Source organism: Enterobacter wuhouensis (assembly GCF_035835995.1).
Classification (GTDB): Bacteria; Pseudomonadota; Gammaproteobacteria; order Enterobacterales; family Enterobacteriaceae; genus Enterobacter; species Enterobacter wuhouensis.
In genome coordinates this window covers 3,894,716-3,919,151 of the sequence record NZ_CP142124.1, presented here as the reverse complement: position 1 = coordinate 3,919,151, position 24,436 = coordinate 3,894,716, and the positions used below count along the sequence as shown (strand labels likewise).

Here is a 24,436-nt window from a genome sequence, read left to right as displayed (position 1 = left end):
AGTTACCGCCTGACTATGTCCGGTGCGTCGCCGCTTTCATACACAACACGAAAACTGTCAGTTTGATGTTCAACCCTCATCGGCATAGAATACAAACGCCAGCTTATTGCCATCCGGATCGCGTACATAAGCACTATGAAATCCTTGTCCGTATTGCGGTCTGTGATCCGGCGCACCTTCATCCGCGCCTCCCAGATTAAGGGCAAGCTCATGCAACTGTCTGATATGTTCAATAGAACGGGCGTTCAGCGCCACCATCGTGCCATTACCAACCCCGGCGGGCTGCCGATCAAAGGGCATGCCAACGCAGAGTCCGATGGTATGGTTATCGCTGAACGTCCCTCAGGACGCGCCCTCTTCATTACGGCCTGACTTTGGATGTCCAAGCAATTCCATCAGCGGATCGTAGAACCTTATGGCGAGTGACAGGTCATTGGTCCCTGGCATAATGTGAGAAAACATCTGCTCTCCTTTATGGAATCAGGGGAGTGAAGATAGCCTGCCTAAATCACGCAGGCTTTGTTTTTCATTCATCTGCTTTATGGGCCCAGGCGGGCATCGCCGTCAGATAACGTTTTGCCCGTTTTGTTGCTTCTTCCGGGCCGACTTTTTGCCAGGAATCAAGGAAGCTGGCCAGGCCTGATACCGCCTCTTCCCAGGGTTTAAGATTGCCGTTGCTGTCGCTGCAATACGCACAATATTGATCGCTGGCACTGTGTGCATCGGGTGCCGACATCGGCATTCCGCAAGCCTGACAGAACTGTTCATGTTGTGACATATGATGCTCCTTATGGTGACATCCTGATTAATAAATATACTGAGTATGTATTGTGCAGGTGATGCCTCAGATCAAAGCAAAGGCGAAGCCCCCGGTATTTCCGGTCAGAAATACCGGGAACCTGTTGTTATCTGGCAATAAGCGCGAACACGCCCCAGCCAAAGTATTCCCGCGCGTACGTTACGTGGCGTTTCGGCGAGATGTTTAGCTCGGCCCTGACTTCCGCTACGAAGTCATCATCAGGATTAGCCTCCAGCCAGCGGCGCATGGTCAGCCATTTCGCTGCCTCATACCGGTCCCAGCCTTCCTGGTCTGCCAGTACCATTTCCACCACGTCGTAGCCGAGTTCATCGAACGCACTCACAAGCCCCGGAAGCGTCAGGAAATCGCTTGTCGAGCTGACGCCGCAGGCCTGGGCTATCTCTTCCGTCGCGGGTAGCTGACGCCAGTAAGGTTCACCGATGAGCATGATCCCGCCCGGTTTAAGGCTCTGCGCCAGCAGTTCGACTGTCCCGGCAAAGCCTCCGGCAATCCAGGTCGCGCCGACGCAGGCTGCTACGTCACATTTTTCATTGGCGACGTAACCCGCCGCATCATTATGAATAAAATGTACGCGTTCGCTGACGCCGAGTTCTTCCGCGCGGCGTCTAGCCTGCGCGGTGAAGAGCGAACTCATGTCGATGCCAGTCCCCGTAATGCCATGATCCCGGGCCCAGGTGCAGAGCATCTCGCCCGAGCCGCTGCCGAGGTCAAGAATGCGGATGCCCGGCTTCATGCGTAGCACGCGGCCCAGCGTGGCGTACTTCTCTTCGGTGAACGGGTTGTGGATGCGGTGTTCGCTTTCACTGATAGTAAAAATACGTGGGATATCCAATGTGGAATTCCTTTTATTGCGTTGAGTATTAAGAGGAAGTTCCTCTGAGATTTTTGCTTTTTCGGCCAGCAGAGCAAACAGCTTTCCTTCAAATGTCTCGCTGACTGGCCAGTCGTGGCTTTCAGGAGGAGGAAGCAGGGTAAAACCGACATTACCGAGCAGGCTGATGTACTCGTCATCGCGCCAGGCCGTCATCTGGCTGCCGAAACGGGTGGTGTGACCGTTTGCTTCTATGGCCCAGAACTGCGTTGAGCTGGTCTGGGCTTCTTCATCCCAGCCATGTTCCGTCAGCAGCAGGTGAGGGATGCCCAGAAACAGCCCGTCCGGACAGCGTTGCCAGCTCGGTTCAGCCATTCCCTGACGTTTAACTTCGTCGAAAGTATGGACTTCAGTGAGCAGCCTGCCATCCGGCTCCAGCCACAGCGCGCAGCGGCTGACGAGTGAGCGCGCATCTGCCGCGCTGAACACATTCAGTTCCCCGAATGTCATCATGATGAAATCGAACGATTTATCCGGCCAGTATGCGCGGATATCCTGCTGGACATAGTCGATGTTCAGACCGGCATTCTGCGCCTGCTGACGGGCCCAGCTCACGGATGCCGGTGAGAAATCCACGCCGGTGCAGTGAAATCCGCGCTCCGCCAGGCCGTGGGTATAAAAGCCGGGGCCGCAGCCGAGATCGAGGATATGTGCGCCAGGGGATAACTGGCTGGCGATCCACTCGACCTGCTGCTCAATGACCTTCTGCCTGCGGCTGGCCCAGTCGTGATCCTGCGACAAATGGTTCGCCAGCATGCGCTGGCTGAAAGCCGGTTCATCCCAGGGGATTTTACTTTCCTGTGCTGATAGCTGGATGTGCCGGGATGAGGAAATAAGGGTGCTGATATCCATCATGCTCTCCTTAGCGGTTATCAAGCTGTGCGCGAACGTTATTCAGCCCGGTGGTGTTGATGCGGTACGGCTGACCGTTGACGGACTTGATCAGTTTTTTGGTTTTGAGTTTTTTGAAGGTGGCAAGGGTGCAGTCGGTGAGCAACAGCCCTTCGCGGGTGTAGCATTCAACGGCGGTGACGCGGCCAGACGCATCGCGGACGTGCGCAATATGGCCACCTTTGGCGAGAACGTGTAAGGTACGTTGTTCCTGACGGGATAAATTCATACTGGAAAACCTGTTTAATCATCATGTGCAAAATGTGCAAACACACAGCGGTGTCCGCATTCGATTTCGGCGCATTGATAATCAGTCCGGCCTGAAAAGGTCGGGGAACTGATTATCGGATGATTACATTCTCCAGCATCAAAGCCTCGGGTTGGGTTGAAAGGTATTTACAGGGTGAATAATAACACCTTGTTTTAATAAGTGAATATCCTGAGCTGAAAAGTGTGATCCAGACAGGGGTCAGTGAGGACTCCCTTATTAAATCGACGGAGATTCTTAGCTGTAAAGGGTCTGCCGGGAAATGAACACTTCAGCTCCCAAAACCGTAATACACAAACGCCAGTTTATTGCCATCCGGATCGCGTACATAAGCACTATGAAATCCTTGTCCGTATTGCGGTCTGTGATCCGGCGCACCTTCATCCGCGCCTCCCAGATTAAAGGCAAGCTCATGCAACTGTCTGATATGTTCAATAGAACGGGCGTTCAGCGCCACCATCGTGCCATTACCAACGCCCGCTGGTTGTTGGTTAAAGGGCCTGCCGACGCACAATCCGATGGTATGGTTATCGCTGAACGTCCCCCAGGATGCGCCTTGTTCATTCCGGCCTGCCTTAGGATGCCCAAGCAATTCCATCAACGGATCGTAGAATCGGATGGCGCGTGGTAAATCGTTAGTACCCAGCATCACATAAGAAAACATAAACCCTCCTTACTTATTGTTTCTGACAGCCTACAGGTGATTCTGACTGGTTCTGATGCTGCCCACGCAGTTTAAGCAGGCGGGAAACTGATATGATGACGGCTATACCGGCCAGCAGCGCCGCGCCGTGGAAAGCAATCCTGCCGCCAGCATGGAAGTAAACCCAGCGGGTTATTTCAATGCTAAGGGCAATTATGCCGAGCGCCAGAATATTCAGCGTGGCAGAAACGGTGCCTTTTGGCAGGTTATGAGAAAAGAGCGTTAAGCGAAACAGCACCGGATAGAGCAGTCCAATACCCAGGGCATAAAAGCTCGTTCCCAGTACTGACCATAGCCAGACGTGTGGCCATAGCAGGTTGCCGACCAGCAAAGCCAGCAAGCCAGCAAGCTGTATCGGGACTGTACCCCAGATAAAACGCGGTGAAGTCGGGTCTTTGATAAAATTCGCTACGATCGCACTGGCGATAATGATCCCACTAAACACGGGCACCTGTGTCCAGGCATAGGTACCGGGAGACATACCCCCGTGCTCAATCAGGATCACGGGGGAGAGCGCTACCCAGGTGATGATAGGCAGGTTACCAAAAGCGACTGCCAGTGAGCCGGTCAGCACCACTGGATGGCGAAATGCCGCGATGAAATCTGACAGCACTTCACCCGGTTTGAATTCTCTTCCCTGAGATATAACTGTTTCCGGCATTTTGAACAGTAGTAAGAACCATGCTACCAGACCAAACACACCGATGATGGCAAAGAGCAGTTTCCAGTGAATGAACGCCATCAGCGCAGCGCCGGCCACCGGCCCGATAATTGGGGCGAGCAGAACAATGGAGGTCAGCGCAGCCATGATCCTGATGGAATCTTTTTCATCAAAGGCCTCCTGTATTGATACATAACCAACGGTGGAGATAAAACAGATGCTGGTGCCCTGAATAAAGCGGGCGACGAAGTATTGTTCGATCGAGGTGACAAACAGCATGCTCAGGCAGGCTAAGGCAAAGATTATTGCACCCGTGAGCAGGACCGGGCGGCGGCCAATCCTGTCGGAGAGTGGCCCCAGGAGCCACTGTAGCGCCAGTCCGCCTGCCATATACAAACTGACTGATGCTGGAGCCAGCGTAACATCCGCCTGTAACTCATTTATAATGTTAATGACGCCCGGCTGAATAAGGTCCGTTGTCAGGTAGGCTGAAAAATCGTAGATGATCATCGCCAGTGGAAATAATAGGACGCTGCCATACCTGCCAATACGTCCCGAAAATGGCTTCATAAACGGGTTCTCCGTTTTTTATTATTGAATGGTTATTTATCAACTTAGATCGTGCAGTTCCTTATCCATCGCAGGAGTCAGTCTGAGATCAAGAAATGCTACCTCCAACCCCTTGCGCTGAGGTGTACAACACATGATGCCCGTTTTGACAGGGCCCGTAGGGAAATGGCTTAAGCGAAGTAATGGCCAGTGCTGTCCATCTGAGGAGTACTGCAGTCGTAACGCATCTTTTTTACGGGTCAGACGCAGCCAGAATTCCTTCGGATCCCCTGGAAAGAGTCCTGTAGCCCAGTCGGAATTTCTCATCGTGAGTACACTCCCGATTGCAGGTGCTCCATCGTTAAATTCGATGCCAGCTTTGAGCCAGTGCTGTTCGTCAGAGATAATCATAATTCCGGCCTGGTCATAGAGTGTGGTGAAGTCTGCACGGATCCTGACCTGAAAAGTAAAATCAGCTGTTACATCAGTAGCGTAGACGTGGCCGGTAAAACGCTCAAACCCGTACCAGGTACGGCACCAGAAATCAGTATGCTCATCTGTGATTACCGACAGGGCATTATTTTCGTAGCACCATACGGCGGGCTCATTGAGCCATTCAAACCTGCAACTCATCATTGTTCTCCTGTCATGCGGAATGCAGCATAACGATAGTTTAAAATGTCAGTTCCATTTCAAACTGGCATAACGGTTCAGCCTGATAACCCGCCGCAGTAAATAATGGTGCCAGCGTTTCTGGGATCGCGGCTGATGTACCTATGCCAGGCCATCTGGCATTGATTTTCTGAAGCATTCTTTTAGCCCGTCCCTGGTAACGATACACCGGTTCCACAAACAAACAGCGGAGCTGAGGTTGTCCCATGAACTCCGCGACAGCACACCATGCATGTTCGTTATCCCTGAGGATGTCGCAGGGAATAGACAAGAGCTGCAGGGGACTGGCCAGCCAGGGAAGATCATCATCTGGTGCAGACCAGACGGTACGCAGGAAGTCATCAACAGCCTTGGATTCCATAGCCCCTGAAGGTATTTCCAGACGAGACTGTGGATCTCCCCGGTATTTGCACAGATGTCGGCGAACCTGAAAACCGAGCGCGTGATAGAGAGCGATGGCCCGGGTATTTTCGCGCATTACTTCCAGCCTCACGCTGGATAACTTTTTCTCTTTTAAGGTGGTAAACAGAGGAGTAAGCATCTGTTTTGCCAGTCCCTGGCTCCGGTACTCGGGCAACACACCAAATGCTGCCAGACGCGCTTTGTCCATTCTGCGGGTTACGATGGCTATTGCCGCCGGGTTATCATTGACCAGCCAGACAAACGAGTCTTCAAGACTGAGTCCTTCGGAAATGAAACGTGAGGCAAATATTTCCGGTGGCAACGCAAACGGTGTCAATGATTCATTAAAGCTGTCTGCAAGAATACGGCTCAACTCCGTAATGCTGCATTCAAGGGCTGATACCGGAATAACGGTCATAGATAAAGCTCTCCATTGCGGTTACCGGGAGCTACAGGAGGAAAATATGCACCCTGTTTCTCAGGCAGTGAAGCTGATTTTTACAGAGCGGGCACTGCGATCGCCCTCACCATGGTAAACAGCTTCGATATTGTTACCGTCCGGATCCAGAACAAAAGCGGCATAGTATCCGGGGTGATAGGTTCGTTCGGCAGGTGCGCCGTTATCACGTCCGCCATGATTTAGTGCTGCATGGTAAAACGCGTTCACCGATTCACGGTCTGTGGCCTGAAAGGCCAGATGGTGCCGTCCTGTAGGCACCCCTCAAGACTCCGAACTTTTTACGGACGAAATGACAAGTTCGTCAGCCCAGATATAATCGTCATCGGTGATAACCAGGGGGATCTTAAGTTCCGCCAGAACAGCAGTGTAAAACGCTTTGCTTGCGTCAAAGTTGTTTACCAGGAGCTGGATATGGTCGATAAGTCTGCCACGATGTAACGTATAGTTATCCATGGTTCATTTCCTTATTCAGATTCTGTCAGTCAGGTCTGTACCTGTGAAACCCAACAGATGCACAACTCTACGTAATGCTTGTGTTGTTGAAAAAAAATACGTTAAATTTTGTGCTCTGTACCCGAAAGGTATCAGAAAATCATTCCAGATTTGGCCATTGTACAGGAATTGCTATTCCGTTATTCGCTTATGACCAGGCTCTCAATTGCCAGTTGTAATATAAAGAGCAGGGATGAGATAAGAGCAAGCCATTTTACGGGGCGTAGTTTACGTTCAGGTATAGAGAGCGTGTGGAGTATGGCATGACGCTTCATTTTATTGAGTGGCATGCTGCCTCCTGAAAAAGAGCCCCCTGCACAGGCTGCTAAACAATGAAAAAAGAATCATTCCACAACCAAGGCACTTATGAGTAAGGTTAATTGCCGTGGAGCTAACGTAACGGTCGAGGCGGTAAAAACAAGCCACAAGTGGGTAACCGTTTTCCTACCGAATTGACAGCGTCCTCCTGTAGAACTGTTCGTTTGTTAGCCAGAACAGGTTAACGGATAAAAACGGTATATCCATATCAAATAAGAGGTTGTTTAGCTTTTATTTAAAAAATACTAATCGAATAATGCGCGCTCGAATAATAACAAATTCGGAACTATCCAGAAATGCTAATTAATAGGTGCTTATGAGAACTGGAGAGATAACTCCTTCTGATGAGCCACAATGCAGTCCCATCCCGGTCAGGAGATTCTCAGGTTTAATAAGCATGATTAACCAGTACTGTAATGATGGCTCAACGTAAGACGCGTCAGTTTGCTGTTGACTCTCCTGTAAGGTAAGACTGTAAGGTCCACTTATTCATTCAGGGAGATAGTTACATGTATCAAATAGGGCTGTTTTCAAAGATCTGCCGTGTGACGATAAAAACGCTTCATTACTATAATGAAATCGGTTTACTTGTCCCTGCCTATATTAATCCTGAGAATGGTTATCGATTTTATACTTCTGATCAATTAATGAAATTCCATCAGATTGCGAGTTTACGTCAGCTTGGATTTACAATAACTGAAATAGTTACTCTTACTCAGGATGAAAATTCCTGCCACATAATTGAACGGCGACGCCTTGAAGTACAGAAACAAATTCGGGACATGAACGATATGCTCTCCCGAATTAACCACTATCTGCAACATAAAAAAAAGGAAAGAATTATGTTATATCAAGCTGTTTTGAAAGAGATCCCGGAATGTATTGTTTACTCCAAGCGTTTCATTATTCCTGATTTTTCCTCTTATATCAAATTAATTCCGCCTATAGGACGAGAGGTTATGAAGGCAAATCCAGGTTTAACCTTAACTACCCCGGCTTATTGTTTCACTCTTTATCATGATAAAGAGTATAAAGAGAAAAATATGTATGTGGAGTTCTGCGAAGCTGTTAATGATTTTGGTAAAAATGAAGGAAATATTATTTTCCAGGTAATCCCTGCCATAACAGCTGTAACTGTAATACACAAGGGACCATATGATTTATTAAGAAATGCTTACATTTACCTTATGCAATGGGTTGAAGACAATGGTTACTTGTTAACAAATTCACCAAGGGAAAGCTACATCGACGGCATCTGGAACAAACAAGACTCCGCAGAGTGGATGACTGAAATACAGTTCCCTGTAGAGAAAGTTTAATAGAAATGCAGGCTGGCCCGGTTAAGGGCCACCTGCTGATAATCATTCAGATTGGAAATTCCCAGGCTGGCATTGCCGTCAGGTAACATTTTGCCTGCTTTTGTGCCCGACTTTTTGCCAGCAATCAAGGCAACCCTGTATCGCCTATGACCAGTGTTTAAGATTGCCGTTGCTGTCGCTGCAGTACGCACAATATTTATCACTGGCACTTTGTGCATCGGTTGAATACATCGCCATTCCGCAGGCCTGATTAAACCACTTGTGCTGTGTCATCATGTGCTCCTTCAGTCAGTTGATTGTCTGCTAAACATACAAACTTACTGCACGGTCTTTAACGGGTCAGATCAACAGCTCCTGATGGAACGGAACCACTATGAACATTGATTGAGCTCATTTACCAGATAAGTTCCATTTTGATAGGCTCGACTTAACTCGTTTACCATTTACAGGATTGTAACGTTGGAAATCTTTTTTTAACCCGCTGAAAAATATCTCTTAAATATTTTTCATACACAAACATTCATGGTCCGTTTAGTACGGATCCGGTTTTGTATGGGTTAAAAAAGGTACGTTATGAAAGTTACATGGACCGTCACGCCTGTGGGGTATCAGCGCATCGCGAAGCGGTGCCCTTCATGCAAAATTAAACGGGACTTCACGCCGTCAGGTGCATTTCGGGTTAATTCGCAAAAGAAGGTGCTGGATGTATGGAGTATCTATAAATGCACACACTGCGATTACACCTGGAATATCTCCCTGTTTTCTCGTCTGCACGTCAGCAAAATTGACCGCCAGCTTTATCATCGGCTGATGAGCAACGATGCCGCCACGGTTCAACATTTTGCCTGTGATATTGCGACGCTGAAGCGGAACAACGCCGAGCTATCGGGTCGGCCTGATTTTCACGTTCAGGAGCGCTGGCCGTTAAGCATCACCGCCCACCAGCGGATCCACGTTAGTGTCAGGATCTCTCGTTCATTTCAGGTAAGTCTGCTGTCGATTTTGAAGCAGCAGCTCATGCTGAGTGCTGGTGAGATTCAGAGAAGGGTGGAAGCAGGGCAGATCGGCGGCGTTACGATGAAGATGCTTAAATCGAGAAAGCTGAAGGCTGGGGATTATAAGTTCCAACTATCTCTGGATGCGTTGTATGCCAGACGAAGGATCACTCTGAAACAACGATGAAAGTAAGAAGCTCACCTTGAGGTTGTTGGTATATAAATATCGAGGCCTTTCAAAGTAGTGAACGAAATACCAATAAAAAAGGTGAGCTTCAGCTTTTAATCATCAATCACCACTATCTGGATAGGCCTCCAAACAAAGTAAGAGAGGAGAAGGCTAAACTTACTCGTCTACTCAGGTAACAAGAGCGCTTTGCTAGCAGTACGCTCAACGCTGTAAATTCCAGAATGGCATGTTTTACAATGCTTGTTACCGACGTAATCTTCACTACAAAGAGCGCAGAACCAGTGGGTAGGCGGGCTGGTCGAGGTATCGATCGCATAAGTGATCTGCCGCAATTTTTTAATACGGGCAGCTTCCTTCTCCAGTGGGTCCACCCAGGCGCACTTCATCAGTTTATGGTGAGATATCGAGTGCTGAATATGCTCAAACCAAGGGCCTTCTTTCTCATCCCCTTTATGTAATATTAGCCTGCAGCCACAGCTGGCGCATGTCCAGTGCTCGTTGGTATTGGAGGCTTCAGCGGCTTCCTTAGCAGTGACATACTTGTTGTATATGTTGTTTGCCAGAAAGCATTTCAGTATGCGCATCCCGTCACCTCCGCAGTCTGGTCTGCTGTACTGGAGTGCGCCCGGCTGTAATCACCGGTACGGCAATTCAGGCAGTACCGTTCGCCGTGGTAATCACTGTCGCACTCCGAACAGTGCCATTCGGCCTTACGTACTATCGGGAGGACATCCGGGACGTAACGGCGCAGCATGCGTATCCGCCGTGCTTCTTTCGGCTCAGGGCATACGTACGGGCAATGGTGACGACCGTTCTCGGTCAGGTCTTCCCGTGTATGCTCAAACCACGGGCGGTTAGTACCCCATTCAGGATGGAATAACAGAGCGCTGCCGCAGAGGTGGCAGGTGTAGCGGTCATAAGGGTGAAGCTGTGCAGTGGTTGCGCCCGTTAGACGCTGATTGCCGTCAAGGCCGATAAAAGATTTGGCGTAAATCGTCATAGTAATGGGTCCTTTGCCATACGACAGGCAGAGCTAAGCCGTCCCGGGGAGGGCAGCAGTGCAGGTCATACGACTGGTGGCGTTAAATCAGGTGGGAGATGTGATTGCGTTCGATAGATTACTGGCGGGACTGATCAATGCGTTCCTGTAGCCAGGCTTCCACTTCGCTTTCAAGCCAGCGGGAGCTTCTGCCCAGCTTAATTGGCTTTGGGAATTCACCGTCTTTAATCAGTTTGTAGAACCATTTGTCCGTTAAGCCGGTGAGTTGTGTGATAAACGCCATATCGACAAATTTGTCGGTAAGAAGGCAGTCAGGTGTAGTCATCGTTTTTCTCCTTAAGTGAATGGGAGAAGGAGCCAGGTATGGTGAGCGCAGACTCCTTCAAACGATGTGGCACCGGCGTAATTTTTAACTGGCTTTTCGCCGCCTGCCTGCTGTCCGTGGTGTAGGAATATCACTCAACTGGCAGATAACCCCCAGGGTTTTCTGTGCCTGCTTGCTGAGGTAGCTCAGGATGTACTGCATACCTCTGCGGCCCTTGGCATCGTCATAAGAGGTCACCCATTCTCCTCTCACGCGATAATGCTCTTTAGGCTCACAACGATGTGTGTGTCCTTCTCCCCATGTCACATAATTCCAGGTGTCCCTGAGTGCTTCAAAGACGGTCCAGACCTGGCGATGCTTCTGACCGTTAAGGTAAAACGCGGCGTGGATGTGGTAACCATGCTGTTCAGTTTGTTCCAGTACCCATGCGTAACCCACCAGCCCGTTGATATCCCCGCAGCGTTGAATCAGTAATGTGATATCCGCTACTGTCGAATGAATATCTCCCTCACCATGCGAATCGCTGTCCTGAAGGTAAGAGAAGTCCACCCGTAGCATCAACAGCTTGGAATAACGCTCAAATAACTGGTCCTGATGGCGTCGTAGCTTTCGGCTCAGGGCTGTGTGCTGAACGTAGCTAAGATTGATATCGGTCGTGTCGTGGTAGCTCATGTCTGATTCTCCATGTGAGTGTAATCGTCATGGGAATGGACACAGGCGTCAGTTTTGAAATGGGTGCAGGAGAGCGGTAAGTATCGCGGTACCATGCTGATTGCCGTGCTCGGGCATCGCTCATGGGGGGGGAGGGTTACGAAAGTGCTTCTCTATAAAATATCATTTCATTCCTTAATTAATTGATTTCGGCCCCATGGTCATGCACTTCAAGGCGGGAGCATTTGCTCATCTCATGGCGTTGACCTTGTTGACACCTCCGCCAATTTTGACCAGATGATTTTTTAAATTACCTTACCAACTACAGACTCTTCCCCAGATCTAACTCAGCAGCATAAGAGAGACGAGTCTAAGCCGCTTATTCGTTATATTGTTGTGACAAATAGACCAGAAAGAGACGGAGCAGGTGATTTGCAGGGCATTTAGGGCAGCAAACCCAGTATTAACAGCATCTGCAAGTAAGATAAATAATTAAAAAACGACGATATACATCATAAAAGACGACGATTTATTGTATTAAAATCGAGAGGTTTCATACTAAAAAACAAACATGATAAACGTCAGAATTCGTACAGTTGAAGTATGAAAAATTGTGTATTCGGACGAGTGACAATTTCAATGTTGCAGCGAGTTGGGAGGATAGAGGGATGGCAGACCTGAAGGATGACTTTAGAGTGTTTGACTTACGCCGGGAAGCCCTGGCCTATGAGAGTCCTAACCAAAGGTGGGGAGAAATCAGCCATCAATATTTCTTTGTTGGGTTCGAGCGCCTTGAGGAGAATGAAAGGCCAGATAAGGATGAAAAGTCCAAAGCTAGCTTCAGGATGTTCGACATGCTGGACAAACTTTATCTGAGTCAGGCGACCAGCGATGGTCAAGAGTTTAGAAGACCGAAGATGGAGTTTCGTGATTCTCAGCCAATTCACAGCGAACAGTTAGAGAAAAAGTGGAGAGATGCGCTTGTAAAAGCGATATCTGATAAAGAAAAGGCATTATCTTATCTCAGCGAGAACTATCGGAAGGTTGTAAGAAAGCATCGTCAGGTTGAAATGTTGACTCTGAGTTTCTATTTACCTCTTGATAAAGGGGAGAACATGCGGAACATACGGATTAAAAAAGATGACTCTCGTTTCAGACTACAACTCGCTGAACTTGAACGACGCTTTACCTTGATGAGGAAAAGAATAATTGCGGATCCGCTTTATAAAGCCGCCTGTGGTTATTCGCGAGTGATACTGATAAATGCTAGATTTGAGCCTTTCTATCTGGTGAATTTCTTTTTCAAAAAGCATCCAGGCAGTCGGATCGACAGCTTAGTCTCATTAGACATTTACAGGAAATGGGTGCAATCGGGTAAGAAAGAAAACAAATCTGGTGAGCAGGTTGGATATTATTGCTTTAAGGATGCATCCCGGCCACATGTTCCAGAAGACAGTGGGCTATTTATTCGCAGGCCAGACCGAGTAACCGATGTTGGTCAATTTTCAGACCCAATCTCGTTGGTTTTATCAGAAGAGAGGAAATTCGAAAACAACCGCAAAGATTATCTGGCTTTCTTTCGCCTTCAGGCCCAAATCTATAATGTTATTCCAGGTGCACGAACCCTGACATGTTCTGACGATTTTACCTACATCAACGCAGCCGAGAAGAAACGCAGAAAAGCCAAAAAAGAAGACCTGAAGAAGAAATCCAAAACAGCATTACCTATCACTGAAACTTCAGCTATACCCGGAAATGATATCCATGATAAAGAGGACTCTCCCGAGTTGCCTTACATGTTCGACGAATTTAATGATGTCCTGCCTTCAAACTTAGAAGAACATATGTACGGAATTTTAAAAGAAGAGAAGCCGTAGCTATCCTTTTTGTGGTGGATGATCGACGTCAGAAAATGAACCAGTGGCTATGGTTTCTCAGGCAAAGGCGGTACACAATTGCAAACTTAAACAGCCACCAGGTATCATTCCAGTCATGTTACTGGATAGTTCAACGTCTGCTATGAGCGAAAAACGGACCTTCAAATCCGAACCGGTTCAATTGATTAACCTTGGCTGTCAGTCAAGCTATCGTTAACATGAATCCGATCGAAAATTCCTTATCGCATTTTTACAAATACGCAGTGGCAAGAAAGATAGATTCTGGCTCATGACAAGTAGAGTTGTTCATTTGTATAAAGAGATTTCGCCTTCAGGACGCGTTTTGAACCTGCGATGCATCCACAGGTATTGCTCAGGAGCACGGAGAATTTCACGCTCGATGATCTTGTTCATATAAGCCGCTGCGGCGACCTTGTCTTCCCCTGGATAGCCTGACAACGGCTTGCTGATATACATGTGATAACCTTGTTTATCGCTACGTCGAATCATGCTAAGTGTGATCAAGGGTGCACCAGCGAGTTTTGAAAGAACATACGTTCCGTTCGTCGTTGCTGCTTTTTTTACCGAGAAAAAAGGTGCAAAAACGCTTCCTTTAGACCCATAATCCTGGTCTGGTGCAAACCAAACGGCTTCACCTGCTTTTAGCGCATGAACAAAACCTGATAAATTACGTCGATTAATCATAGCCTTATTTGAACGCATACGCCCTTTTGTCTGTACCCATTCCATTAATGGATCATTGTGTGGGCGATACGTTGCCATCATAGGATGGCATAACCCCATTATTCTTCCACACAACTCAAGGGACATAAAATGAATCCCGACAACCATTACTCCTCTTGTCGCACCGGTCAGGTTTTCAAGCCCTTCGACATCAAACCATTTTTTGACTCTCGCATCGCTCCAGAACCAGGCCATTCCTGTTTCCATCAGTCCCAGCCCGAGAGAAACAAAGTTTTTATTGACCATCTGGCTCCGGGCAAACGGTGTCATCTCGGGAAAGCACAGTTCGATATTTCTAATCGCAATCCGTTCCCGGCGTTTCAGAATGGGTCTTGATATTTTTCCAAGGCCAGAGCCCAGAATATGTAAAACCGGGTAAGGAAGTTGAACGAGAAGCCACAGCAGACCCAAACCAGACCAGGTAAGCCAGTGGCGAGGATGAAGTAAATTATGAGTTAAAGTCTGTGCCATAAATTTCCTTAATGCTAATGAAGGTTATAACGCAAAAGGAAAACAATGAGGCAATTCGTCTTTAGCGATACATTTTGTTTTAGATGATTTAAATTCATCTAAATTCAGGAAAAAAATATTTTCCAGTGGCTGGTGAATAATTTAAAGAACCAGGAGTGAATTGTAAGCCAGCAAATTTATTCTGTTATAAATCCATGGTTTTATCATTGATACTCAAGGAATTGTCTTCTTGATTCATCATCATCAAGGTACTCAAAAGAAAGAAGCCGAATTTTGGTAAGTTTACAAAACCACTCACAATCGTTTCGTTGAATAATTTCGTCTGGTTTGAAACATATCCCGGATGCCACCCGAATAATCGCATATTTACCATTACTAAACCTGACCCTGTGAATACAGAAAGGTTGGCCAGCCTGTCCGTGACAGCTGTTCGACATGATATGCCCTTCAATAAAAACAGATTTTTTAGATTTCATTATCATACCCTCGACAACAGCAGTACAGGAGGAATGTTGTCATTTTCCGACATCACTGACGTTAAGTGGCAGAAGCTGATCAGCCGCCGATACACCAGCATTCTGAAGGTCTGAACAACAGTCCGCAGGCAGGGCACTCAAGAACCGCATCTTTTCTTAGTTTACCTGCTTTCTGATCGGCTCTGTGTGCACATACCGGACAGGCAACATGAACCGGTCTTTCTTTAAAATACCTGAGCCCATTTGTATAAGACATAAATAATTCTCTGAGGAATAGAGTGATTATTATACGCTTTAATATAAAAATAACTGGCATAAGTTATGTTAAGTTGTGTCTGAATCAGGATATCAGATATTGAAAATTGAACGTCTTATTTATGATACACTACCCTTCCGTGAGAAATTTAAGATGAAATCAGAAGACACCCTTGACTGGTATCCGGCACAATTACCGCCTGTGAAAATTATTCTTGGAGAAGCCGTGCTGGCTGTGGGTAAACAGGGCCGACCGATTAATACCCGCACCTTGCTGGAATACCTTCAGGTCATACAGGACAAACAAAAAAGGCGGGATGACAAAATCGCCATGCAGACTGCGATTGATGTTCTCAGGGATAATCAGCGCATTAACGGCAGACGTTAATGCACCTCCGGGATCAGTGTCAGTTCTGAATGATCTCAACCGTATGGTTTTGTCCATCATCCTTCAGCGGTATTCTGTCATCAGGGAGGAGAACACCATCCAGCGTCACGCAATATTCTGCATCGCCGCGTGAAACACTAATCTGATAATGGCTTTCACCATATTGATATGCCATAGAAAAAGAGGACCACTCATCCGGTAACCTGGCATGAACACTAAAGTCAGTGCCGGAACGTTTTATCCCCAGTAATCCCTCGGTAAGTAAACGCCAGGCCCAGGCTGCGGAACCGGTATACCAGCTCCACCCTGCACGTCCGGTATGGGGAGCGACACTGTAGACATCAGCACTCATGACATAAGGCTCAGCTTTATAAATCCCGACAGAGTCCGCATTCAGGGTATGATTTATAGGGCTGAGCATTGACCAGAGTTGCCAGGCTCGTTCGGCATTCCCCATTCGGGCAAAGGCCATCACTGCCCAGATGGCGCCATGCGTATACTGCCCTCCGTTTTCCCGCACGCCGGGCAGGTACCCCTGTATGTAGCCCGGATTTGGACCGTGTCCGTCGAAAGGAGGCGTTAACAGTTTGATCAGCCCTCCTTCGTTATCCACAAGGTGCTTATCCAGCGCCTGCATGGCCTTTGCGCACCGTCCCGGGCTCGCGGCGCCGGACAATACAGACCAGCTCTGCGCAATCGCATCAATCCGGCAGTCCTGTGAGGTTTTCGATCCCAGGGGAGTACCATCGTCAAAATACCCGCGCCGGTACCATTCCCCATCCCAGGCGTGGGCTTCGAGATTACTTTGCAGGCGCAGAGCCTGTGAACGGCACATCGCGGCGACGCTTTCATCCAGCCTGTGCTCCGCCAGCGCTGCAAACCGCTGCAAAATGTCGTACAGGAAGAAGCCCAGCCAGACGCTTTCACCTTTGCCTTCGATACCCACCCGGTTCATCCCGTCATTCCAGTCACCAGCCCCCATCAGCGGCAGGCCATGCTCCCCGAAGCGAAGTCCATAGTGAATAGCTTTGACGCAGTGTAACCAGAGTGTCTCTTCGGTGCCGCTGATGACCGGCGTGTCATAGACAGACTCTTCACCAGGCTGAAGCGAGCGTCCTTCCAGATAAGGAATGCGTATTTCCAGTGCATCCATATCCCCCGTCGTTTCAACATAGTGGCACACAGCAAGCGGCAGCCAAAGATAGTCATCGGAACAGCGGGTACGCACACCGTTGCCGTGTGGCGGGTGCCACCAGTGCTGCACATCCCCCTCGATAAACTGCCGTGATGCACAGAGTATTATCTGTTCACGCATCCGGTCCGGAGCAGCGTGGCTCAGAGCCAGCGTATCCTGCAGCTGATCGCGAAAACCAAATGCACCGCCAGACTGATAGTAGCCACTCCGGGCCATAAGACGGCAGGCGACCGTCTGATACAGCAGCCAACCATTAACCAGTAAATTTACGGACGTGTCGGGGGTGTTAACTACGATTTTATCGAGAACATTGTGCCAGTGATTATGAATCCGGTTCAGCTCCTGGCGGACCGTATCCTCGTTCATGTAGCGGGCCAGCGTCTCCTGAGCACAAACATCATTCTCCTCTGCGCCGAGGATAAAAATAAACGTCCTCTGGTCCCCGTCAATTAATGTAACCGCCGATTGCACCGCTCCGCAGGGATCCAGACCGGCCCCCGTCTTACCAGAAAGCTTTTGCAGTTTCATGGCCGAAGGGGCGTGAAGGGAACCATTACGGCCAATAAACTCCCGGCGATCCCCTGTCAGAGAACAATCATTACCGCTGACGGCAAAAAATGCAGTTCGGCCGCCACCATTATCACCATAAAAGTTATTCGCAAGCACCCCGCAGCCACCGGGCGTTCTGGCCACATGTGTCACAATGTGAGGGGCTGAGCGCGTTCGTGTTTCTCCGAGCGTCCACTCTACATAGCCTGTGACGGAAAGTTGACGTGTCCGTCCCGAAGAGTTACTGAGCGTCAGGAGCACCAGTTTAACCGGATCTTCTTCAGCAACCAGGACCGTCAACTCGCTGTCTATACCACTCTCACGATGGGCAAAAACGCTGTAGCCAAAACCATGGCGGGTCAGGTAGTCACCGTGTCCGCGAACAGGTAAAGCCGTCGGCGACCAGCACTCCCCGCTCTCTTCATCGCGCAGGTAAAATGCCTCGCCGCTGCGATCGCTCACCGGATCGTTCTCCCACGGCGTCAACCGGTATTCATGGGCATTCTCATACCAGGTATAGGCCTGCCCTGCCTCTGAGATCACACTGCCAAAACGAGAATTTGCCAGTATGTTCGACCAGGGAGCCGGTGTAAGCGCATTTTCCCGAAGGACGATCTGATACTCCCGCCCATCCTGAGAAAATCCACCGTACCCATTGAAATGGCATAACTGACTGGTATCAGGGCTCCAGTCCGTATGTTGATTACGCTCGCGCACAGCACGCGGAATGAATGCCCTTGCCGGCGATTTCAGGGTATGAATACGCTGGTTAAGCTGCTCATTAATACCCCCTGCGCGGTCATCAAGATAAAGACAGGCCACGCTCATCAAAAGCAACTTATCCTCAGCGGAGAGATGCTCACCGTTCCGGACAAAAAGCCCGCCCTTTTTATCCAGCAGACTGGCTTCAGACCCGGCATAAATTAACTCCATAATCTGATTTTGTAATCCCTGCTGGTAGCCGCCGGGGCTGTTATTCAGGATAACCAAATCAACATCCAGCCCTTTCTGTCTCCAGTAACGGTGTGCCTGAATCAGTGTGGTCACTGAGGTGATACTTTCCTCGCTGGTTATACTCAGCAGCACTATCGGCAGATCCCCTGAAATTGCCCAGCCCCACAGTCCGGACTGGCCACGCCGGTTGCGGCCTATCGCCTGGCCTTCGGCGCGCAGCTCCTGGACAGGGTAAAGCACAGCGCTGGCGAGACTATTGAACAACGTGGCATCATCTTCACTGGCGTTCATCTGGCGCAATACCACCAGACTGTGAGACCAGGCCAGTTCAAAGACGCGATCGGCGATAGGGTAATCGCGATATTTCTCCAGCAACGCCAGGCTCTGCTGACGGGTCTCGCTGATGCCATAAATGATATCAATCGTAACCGGCTGCCCTGGCTGCAGAATGATGGCGTTGCGAATTGCCAGTATCGGATCCAGCACCGAGCCCGACGTGTTGCCTAGCATCCCTCCCGTCTCTATTGCCTGTGCATTCGCAGGGTTTCTGCCACGTCCAATAAACCTTGCCCTGTCCGTTTCAAACGACACGTTATGTCGGTTATCGCCGTGCACCACCATCATGTGAAACAGGCAAGGGCCCGGTTCATCCGGTGAGCGCGGGCGCCGGTGGCAAAGAATAGCGTCACGCTCTGGAGCCAGCTCAGTCTGAATAAACAAATTGCTGAATGCCGGGTGTGCCAGATCGCTGGCATCAGGTGCCAGTACCACTTCAGCATAGGTTGTCAGCTCCAGAGAGCGAGGCTTACGACCACGATGAATCAGTGTGAGCCGTCGCAATTCAACATCATCCTCCGGAGAGATCACCACCTGAGTTTTGACGCTGAGTCCCCCTAAGCTGCGTCTGAATTCTGCCCCCGCATCGGTGAACAACACTTCCTCGTCTTGTCCGCTGGTGTAGCCTGTTGGTTGCCAGGTATTGCTCCACACATCTCCCGTCTGGGTATCGCGGATGTAGCAGAATGCTCCCCAGTTATCACAGGTGGTATCACTGCGCCAGCGCGTTAGTGCAATATCATTCCAGCGACTGTAACCACCGCCGCCCGCGGTCAACATCAGATGATAATGGCCGTTGGACAGGAGTTGAATATCCGGGGAGGGGGTATCCACGCTATAGAAAATACGGGGTTCATAGCGAACGGGTTTGACCATGCCCTCATGAGATTCAAAATGACGGCGCGGACTGTACAGATCGACCGCATCCGGCACGCGCTCCTGTAACAGCAGACTCGCTGACCGGAATACCGTGCTGGACATAAAGCGTTCAGTCATGGGGGCGTCAAGCAGCACATGAGCCAGCGCCTGAAATGCCATACCCTGGTGATGCGCCATCCAGGACTGTACCACCGCATAGAGCTGACCGGTTGCAAGACGTGAGGGGGTATAGTCCAGCGCTTCATAAAAACCGTATTCTCCGCGTGCACCATTTTTTTGCAGCCTGAACAGGTTCTCACAGGCTCTCTGTGGGGAAACCATCAGCGCCAGCAGCGTGGCGTAAGGAGCAACAACCATGTCATCGGCAAGTCCCCTGCGTAGACCGAGCCCCGGTACGCCAAATGCCTGATACTGATAATTATGCTGAACATCAAAAGCATGATAGCCAGACTCTGAAACACCCCATGGTACCCCGCGTTCTTTCCCCCAGTTAATCTGGCGCATAACCGCCGACTGACTCATTTCATCGAGCAGGCTGCCGGGCCAGGTGGGCATCACCAGATTCGGCATCAGATATTCAAACATGGATCCGCTCCATGACATCAGGGCAGTTTCATTATCAATCGTGGTAAACAATCGACCCAGCGCGTACCAGCTTTTAAGAGGCAGCTGATTAGTCGCAATGGCAAGAAAACTGGTCAGGCGGATTTCAGACGGCAGGAGATCGTAGTGGCTTTTGTCAGGCATATTGGTGTCACAGTTATAACCGACGCTGAGCAGACTGGTTGCTTCACTGTACAGAAAGGCGAAATCCATCCGGGCATGCTCATCCAGCCGCTGTTCCAGCTCGGTGATAATATTGAGTCGCATTCGGGCCTGCTCCGCCACTGACGCCGGAGGCGTTCCTGTACCGGTTAATGTCGGACGGGCAAGCTCGCTCAGCGTCGGCAGCGTCTGTTCATTCCAGGATGCAGGCAACCAGCCAAGCAACAGAGACCACTCATGGCAAAGCTGAACCAGTTGATGCTCCAGATATCCAGCCCAGCGCATCTGAAGAGGAGATCCCTGATGACATGCGCTGGTCAGATGGTTGCACTGGGTGCGCATGCTTTTCAGTTCGCTGAAAAGCGCCTGCGGAGAGAGCGACACCGCGTTCAGGCAATGCTTGCGCAGCAGTCTCAGGCTGTCAGGTGGGTTCTTACCCCACTGTTTTTCCAGAATATCCAGCGTATCGTTCAGTCCTGCCAGTATCTGTTGGTTGCTTAAAACAGGCTGATGACGCATGGCGGACAGGCCTGCACGCAGGGTCAATAAATGCCCGGCCATATTGCCGCTGTCGACGCTGGAGATATAGCGTGGACTTAGGGGGACCAGCGTACGGGTGTCATACCAGTTGTAGAGATGGCCCCGGTAGTGCTCCATTTTATCCATCGTGTCGAGCGTGAGCGACACGCGCCGGAGCACCTCTCCGCCAGGCAGGTAGCCAAAGTCCCATGCCGTCAGGTTAGCCATAAGTGAAAGACCAATATTGGTAGGAGAAGTTCGGTGTGCCACCGTCGGTTGTGGTATTTCCTGATAATTATCAGGCGGAAGCCAGTTCTCTTTTGCTGTGGCAAATGTTTCAAAAAAAGCCCAGATTTCACGGCTTGTCTGGCGTAACAGCTGTTTTTGTTCCTGATTAGGCGAAAAAACCTTACGCACGGGCTGGCGACTCAGCCAGCTCATCAGCAGCGGTGCCACACACCATACCAAACCGATCGGTAACGCAATCCCCAGCAGCTGTGGGGCAAATTGTCCGGTCAGTATTGTCAGCGCCACGCCACCGGCAACGTTCAGCCACATCGCCTGATAAAAACGTGCAACAGTGGGTCTGGCCTGACTGCTGTCCTGGCTGTGGCTGACCCACTGGCTGAGGTGACGCCTGCTTATCCCCAGTCGCCATAGCGTCACGGCGATCGCTTTCAACGAATATCCGGCTTCGTGCGGCAGTATCGCAAAATTAAGGCTGATACCTGACAAACGCTTCAGCGCGCCCGCCCCCACCAGTAACAGATGCGGCTTCACGCGGCGACGCAGAGGTTTATGCAGAAGGTCATGGCTGATGCAGAGGATGGCTGGCAACAGCCATATCAGCAACAGTATGCCCAGCCAGTAAACCGGATTGGGTACCCAAAGCAGAGTGAAGAACAGCAATATCAGTAAAGAGGGGGCGACCAGACTGCGACGTAGATTATCGAGTAATTTCCAGTAAGAAAGCGCGGTCAGCGGATTCCTGACCCGGGTTCCATCGGCTTTTCTGACGCGTGGTTTTAGCCAGTTAAGCAGTTGCCAGTCACCCCGGATCCAGCGTGAACGTCGTGCAACATCCGACAGATAATTATTAGGGTACTGTTCGTACAGTAACACCTCGCTCAGCAGACCCGAACGTGCATAGCATCCTTCAAGCAGATCGTGGCTGAGTACCAGATTTTCCGGGCAGATGTTGGTAGTGGCCTGCATAAAAATATCAACATCGTAAATCCCTTTGCCCACAAACGAGCCTTCCCCAAAGAGATCCTGATAAATATCCGAAGACATCATCGAATAAGGGTTATTGCCCGGTACGCTGCTGCGCAGGGCTGCGTAACGCCCCTGACCGTTGCGTGGTATCTCCTCCGCAAGACCGGGCTGTAAAATACCGAATCCTTTGACAACCCTCTGGCGTACCGGATCATACTCAGGCGTATTCAGCGGATGCGCCATCGTCGCGACGAGTTTGTGTGCCGTATCGCGCGGGAGCACCGTATCGCTGTCCAGGGTAATGACGTATTTTATGTGACCCGGTAAAAGGTGGGCAGGCATCTCTGCAACGCTGACGAATTGCGTTCCGGGATGGCGCAACCAGCTGTTCAGTAACGCCAGTTTTCCCCGCTTGCGTTCATAGCCCATCCACGCTCCTTCCGAGGGGTTCCATTCAGGCTGGCGATGTAACAGATAAAAACGTGGTCGGCCGGAGGGGTAGCGGCGATTAAGCGCCTGCGTATCGGCGATAGCCTGTCTGAGCAGCGCGTGACTTTCCGGCGAGGGTTCATTTTCAGAATCAGCAAAATCAGTGAGCAGCGCGAACCTGAGATTTTCGTTTTCATTCCCCAACCAGCAGACTTCAAGACTGGTGAGGAGCTGGCTGAAACTTTCGTGGCTGGTCAACATGCAGGGAATGACTAACATGGTGGCACTTTCAGCGGGAATACCGGCTGAAAAATCCATCCCCGGCAAGGGTCGAGGAACGCGAAAACGGGTGGTTGCATCACTGAGCAAATCGCTCATTAACTGAGTTAATGCGATAATCAGAGGTAATATCACCGCGATCAATAGCCAGTCTGCGCCCTGCATGGCGGTTTCGTGCAATATTGCTGCGGTCGCTGCGGTTGTCAGCAACGCCAGGCTTCCAAGCCATGACAGCAGGGTTATTCTGTTGAAACTGTGCCGCAAGCGTATGAGCCTTGAGGCGTCTGCCAGGAGATGAATATCCAGCGCCTGTCGACCTTCGCCCGCAAGATAATAACCAACATGATGTTCCGGTGTATCGGGCGCTTTTTCCTCTGAAAGCGCCAGCACCTTCTCAGCAACCTCAGGCTCGCTGAGACCGCTGTCCCTGGCCAGAACCTCAACTACGTGCCGGTAATGATCCCGGGTATTGAAGTGCATCCGGGGATAGATGCCGGCAGGATCATTGCGTAATGCCTGTTCGACAACGCTTATCGTTTCGGCGAAATCAGCCCAGTCCGTTTCACTCAATAAACGCAGGCCCGCGATGCTGTTACTGACGGACAGCTGGCTGGCGGCAAGCTGCTGATTGAAACTATGTATGAGAACGTCAGTGGTGATCCCCTGTTCCCGAAGGCACTGATCAACCCAGGTCAGAGGTAACGACAGCGCGTTGCCATGCCCCTGCAGGCGCCGCACCAGCTCTGCGACAAACGCACTGGTTAACGGAGGTCGGGAGCGCGCCATATCGGCAACCACCATGATTAAATCACCAGGCGCACTCTCTGCGCATTCGACAATCCTTGTTATCCACGTATCAGCAAGGTTTCTGTCCTGCTGCGCTTTTATCACTTCCATACTGATACGACGAAGATTTTCAATCAGCGCAAGGCGCAGCATTCCCGGTAACGCCCAGACTTCACCCAGCGTCAGCGGCGTCACCTGTTGATAGGCAGTGAGATAGCTGGTCAGGCTGGCGGCATCCCAGCGGCCATCGCCGTGAGCAATGGCCTCTGATGCAATATGATAAATTCGTGGGCAATTCAACGGCGATACAAGCGACGGAAGACCTTTGCCAAAGCTTTTCGGCAGATGCTGGCGGACAGTGCGGATTTGTTCCTCAATCAGATAATAATTGTCCAGCAGCCATTCACCGGCGGGCATGATACTGGTCTTTTTACCCGCGTTAAGCTCATAGCAGTTTTGGGTAATGACGGCCTCATTGTCGCCAAGCCGTTTCAGAAGATAATAAGGATGCCTATCCGGTGATACTTTATGAGTCCGCGCCAGCTTCTGGCCGTAGCGTTCCATCTGGACGGTCGAAAAGAGTTCTGACCGCGGCGAGCTTTCACCGGCAGGATCGTTCGCCGAAAACGTTATGTTTTCGGCAGCATTCATCAGAATACGGGAGCGGTTAAACCACGCTCTGGGGATCATTTTCATAGCATTGCTCTGATGCGACGTTAGCGCGCAGGAGCA

Annotated in this window: 18 protein-coding genes and 3 pseudogenes; 4 read left to right on the top strand and 17 right to left on the bottom strand. The window is 50.1% G+C overall.

The annotated features are described in order from the left end of the window. Positions 1–69: 69 nt before the first annotated feature. The 9 genes and pseudogenes from VPX56_RS18615 to VPX56_RS18575 form a co-directional block, all read right to left on the bottom strand. Positions 70–462 (bottom strand): annotated as a pseudogene (locus VPX56_RS18615) (VOC family protein). 64 nt (positions 463–526) lie between these two features. Beyond that, a complete protein-coding gene (locus VPX56_RS18610; protein WP_234625480.1) occupies positions 527–736 on the bottom strand; it encodes a zinc ribbon domain-containing protein in 210 nt (69 codons plus the stop codon). 169 nt (positions 737–905) lie between these two features. Next, entirely contained in the window at positions 906–2,546 is a 1,641-nt protein-coding gene (locus VPX56_RS18605) for a class I SAM-dependent methyltransferase (RefSeq protein WP_326468207.1), read from the bottom strand. Between the two features lie 7 nt (positions 2,547–2,553). Continuing rightward, positions 2,554–2,811 carry a YjhX family toxin gene (locus VPX56_RS18600; protein ID WP_060175518.1) on the bottom strand — a complete coding sequence of 86 codons (258 nt, stop codon included), beginning with the start codon at positions 2,809–2,811 and terminating at the stop codon, positions 2,554–2,556. 310 nt (positions 2,812–3,121) lie between these two features. Beyond that, complete coding sequence (locus tag VPX56_RS18595; protein ID WP_326468204.1) at positions 3,122–3,514, bottom strand: VOC family protein; 393 nt, start codon at positions 3,512–3,514, stop codon at positions 3,122–3,124. A gap of 13 nt (positions 3,515–3,527) precedes the next feature. After that, complete coding sequence (locus VPX56_RS18590; protein ID WP_100051024.1) at positions 3,528–4,784, bottom strand: multidrug efflux MFS transporter MdtM; 1,257 nt, start codon at positions 4,782–4,784, stop codon at positions 3,528–3,530. A 39-nt stretch (positions 4,785–4,823) separates the two neighbouring features. Further along, a complete protein-coding gene (locus VPX56_RS18585; RefSeq protein WP_326472114.1) occupies positions 4,824–5,396 on the bottom strand; it encodes a DUF1349 domain-containing protein in 573 nt (190 codons plus the stop codon). Between the two features lie 40 nt (positions 5,397–5,436). Next, on the bottom strand, positions 5,437–6,255 hold the full coding sequence (locus VPX56_RS18580) for a GNAT family N-acetyltransferase (protein WP_100051023.1): 819 nt from the start codon (positions 6,253–6,255) through the stop codon (positions 5,437–5,439). Positions 6,256–6,315: 60 nt separating this feature from the next. Further along, positions 6,316–6,750 (bottom strand): annotated as a pseudogene (locus VPX56_RS18575) (VOC family protein). A gap of 866 nt (positions 6,751–7,616) precedes the next feature. Between VPX56_RS18575 and VPX56_RS18570 the strand changes: the two are divergent. Continuing rightward, positions 7,617–8,426 (top strand): MerR family transcriptional regulator, encoded by an 810-nt coding sequence (locus tag VPX56_RS18570; protein ID WP_326468200.1) that lies wholly within the window; start codon positions 7,617–7,619, stop codon positions 8,424–8,426. Positions 8,427–8,472: 46 nt separating this feature from the next. On the opposite strand, the pseudogene VPX56_RS18565 reads toward VPX56_RS18570, so the two are convergent. After that, positions 8,473–8,699 (bottom strand): annotated as a pseudogene (locus tag VPX56_RS18565) (hypothetical protein). A 300-nt stretch (positions 8,700–8,999) separates the two neighbouring features. Between VPX56_RS18565 and VPX56_RS18560 the strand changes: the two are divergent. Next, complete coding sequence (locus VPX56_RS18560) at positions 9,000–9,608, top strand: DUF1062 domain-containing protein (RefSeq protein WP_100051021.1); 609 nt, start codon at positions 9,000–9,002, stop codon at positions 9,606–9,608. Positions 9,609–9,775: 167 nt separating this feature from the next. On the opposite strand, the gene VPX56_RS18555 is transcribed toward VPX56_RS18560, so the two are convergent. The 4 genes from VPX56_RS18555 to VPX56_RS18540 all read right to left on the bottom strand — a co-directional run bounded on the left by VPX56_RS18555 (position 9,776) and on the right by VPX56_RS18540 (position 11,608). After that, on the bottom strand, positions 9,776–10,195 hold the full coding sequence (locus VPX56_RS18555; protein ID WP_196520885.1) for a putative zinc ribbon protein: 420 nt from the start codon (positions 10,193–10,195) through the stop codon (positions 9,776–9,778). Continuing rightward, complete coding sequence (locus VPX56_RS18550; RefSeq protein WP_100051019.1) at positions 10,183–10,611, bottom strand: putative zinc ribbon protein; 429 nt, start codon at positions 10,609–10,611, stop codon at positions 10,183–10,185. Before VPX56_RS18550 ends, VPX56_RS18555 begins: the two co-directional genes overlap by 13 nt. Positions 10,612–10,729: 118 nt before the next feature. Next, a complete protein-coding gene (locus VPX56_RS18545) occupies positions 10,730–10,936 on the bottom strand; it encodes a helix-turn-helix transcriptional regulator (RefSeq protein ID WP_094917361.1) in 207 nt (68 codons plus the stop codon). An 84-nt stretch (positions 10,937–11,020) separates the two neighbouring features. Beyond that, positions 11,021–11,608: a YagK/YfjJ domain-containing protein gene (locus VPX56_RS18540; protein WP_094917359.1), complete on the bottom strand. Its 588-nt coding sequence runs from the start codon at positions 11,606–11,608 to the stop codon at positions 11,021–11,023. 647 nt (positions 11,609–12,255) lie between these two features. Here VPX56_RS18540 and VPX56_RS18535 point away from each other — a divergent pair. After that, a complete protein-coding gene (locus VPX56_RS18535) occupies positions 12,256–13,464 on the top strand; it encodes a hypothetical protein (protein ID WP_094917357.1) in 1,209 nt (402 codons plus the stop codon). A gap of 306 nt (positions 13,465–13,770) precedes the next feature. Here the strand turns inward: VPX56_RS18535 and lpxP are convergent, their stop codons facing one another. Continuing rightward, entirely contained in the window at positions 13,771–14,679 is a 909-nt protein-coding gene (lpxP, locus tag VPX56_RS18530) for a kdo(2)-lipid IV(A) palmitoleoyltransferase (RefSeq protein WP_326468193.1), read from the bottom strand. A 555-nt stretch (positions 14,680–15,234) separates the two neighbouring features. After that, positions 15,235–15,411 carry a YnfU family zinc-binding protein gene (locus VPX56_RS23050; RefSeq protein ID WP_213076229.1) on the bottom strand — a complete coding sequence of 59 codons (177 nt, stop codon included), beginning with the start codon at positions 15,409–15,411 and terminating at the stop codon, positions 15,235–15,237. Positions 15,412–15,564: 153 nt separating this feature from the next. Between VPX56_RS23050 and VPX56_RS18525 the strand changes: the two genes are divergently transcribed. After that, positions 15,565–15,798, top strand: coding sequence for a hypothetical protein (locus VPX56_RS18525; RefSeq protein ID WP_001446196.1), 234 nt, complete (start codon positions 15,565–15,567; stop codon positions 15,796–15,798). 19 nt (positions 15,799–15,817) lie between these two features. Here the strand turns inward: VPX56_RS18525 and VPX56_RS18520 are convergent, their stop codons facing one another. Further along, entirely contained in the window at positions 15,818–24,400 is an 8,583-nt protein-coding gene (locus VPX56_RS18520; RefSeq protein WP_232927828.1) for a GH36-type glycosyl hydrolase domain-containing protein, read from the bottom strand. Positions 24,401–24,436 lie beyond the last annotated feature (36 nt).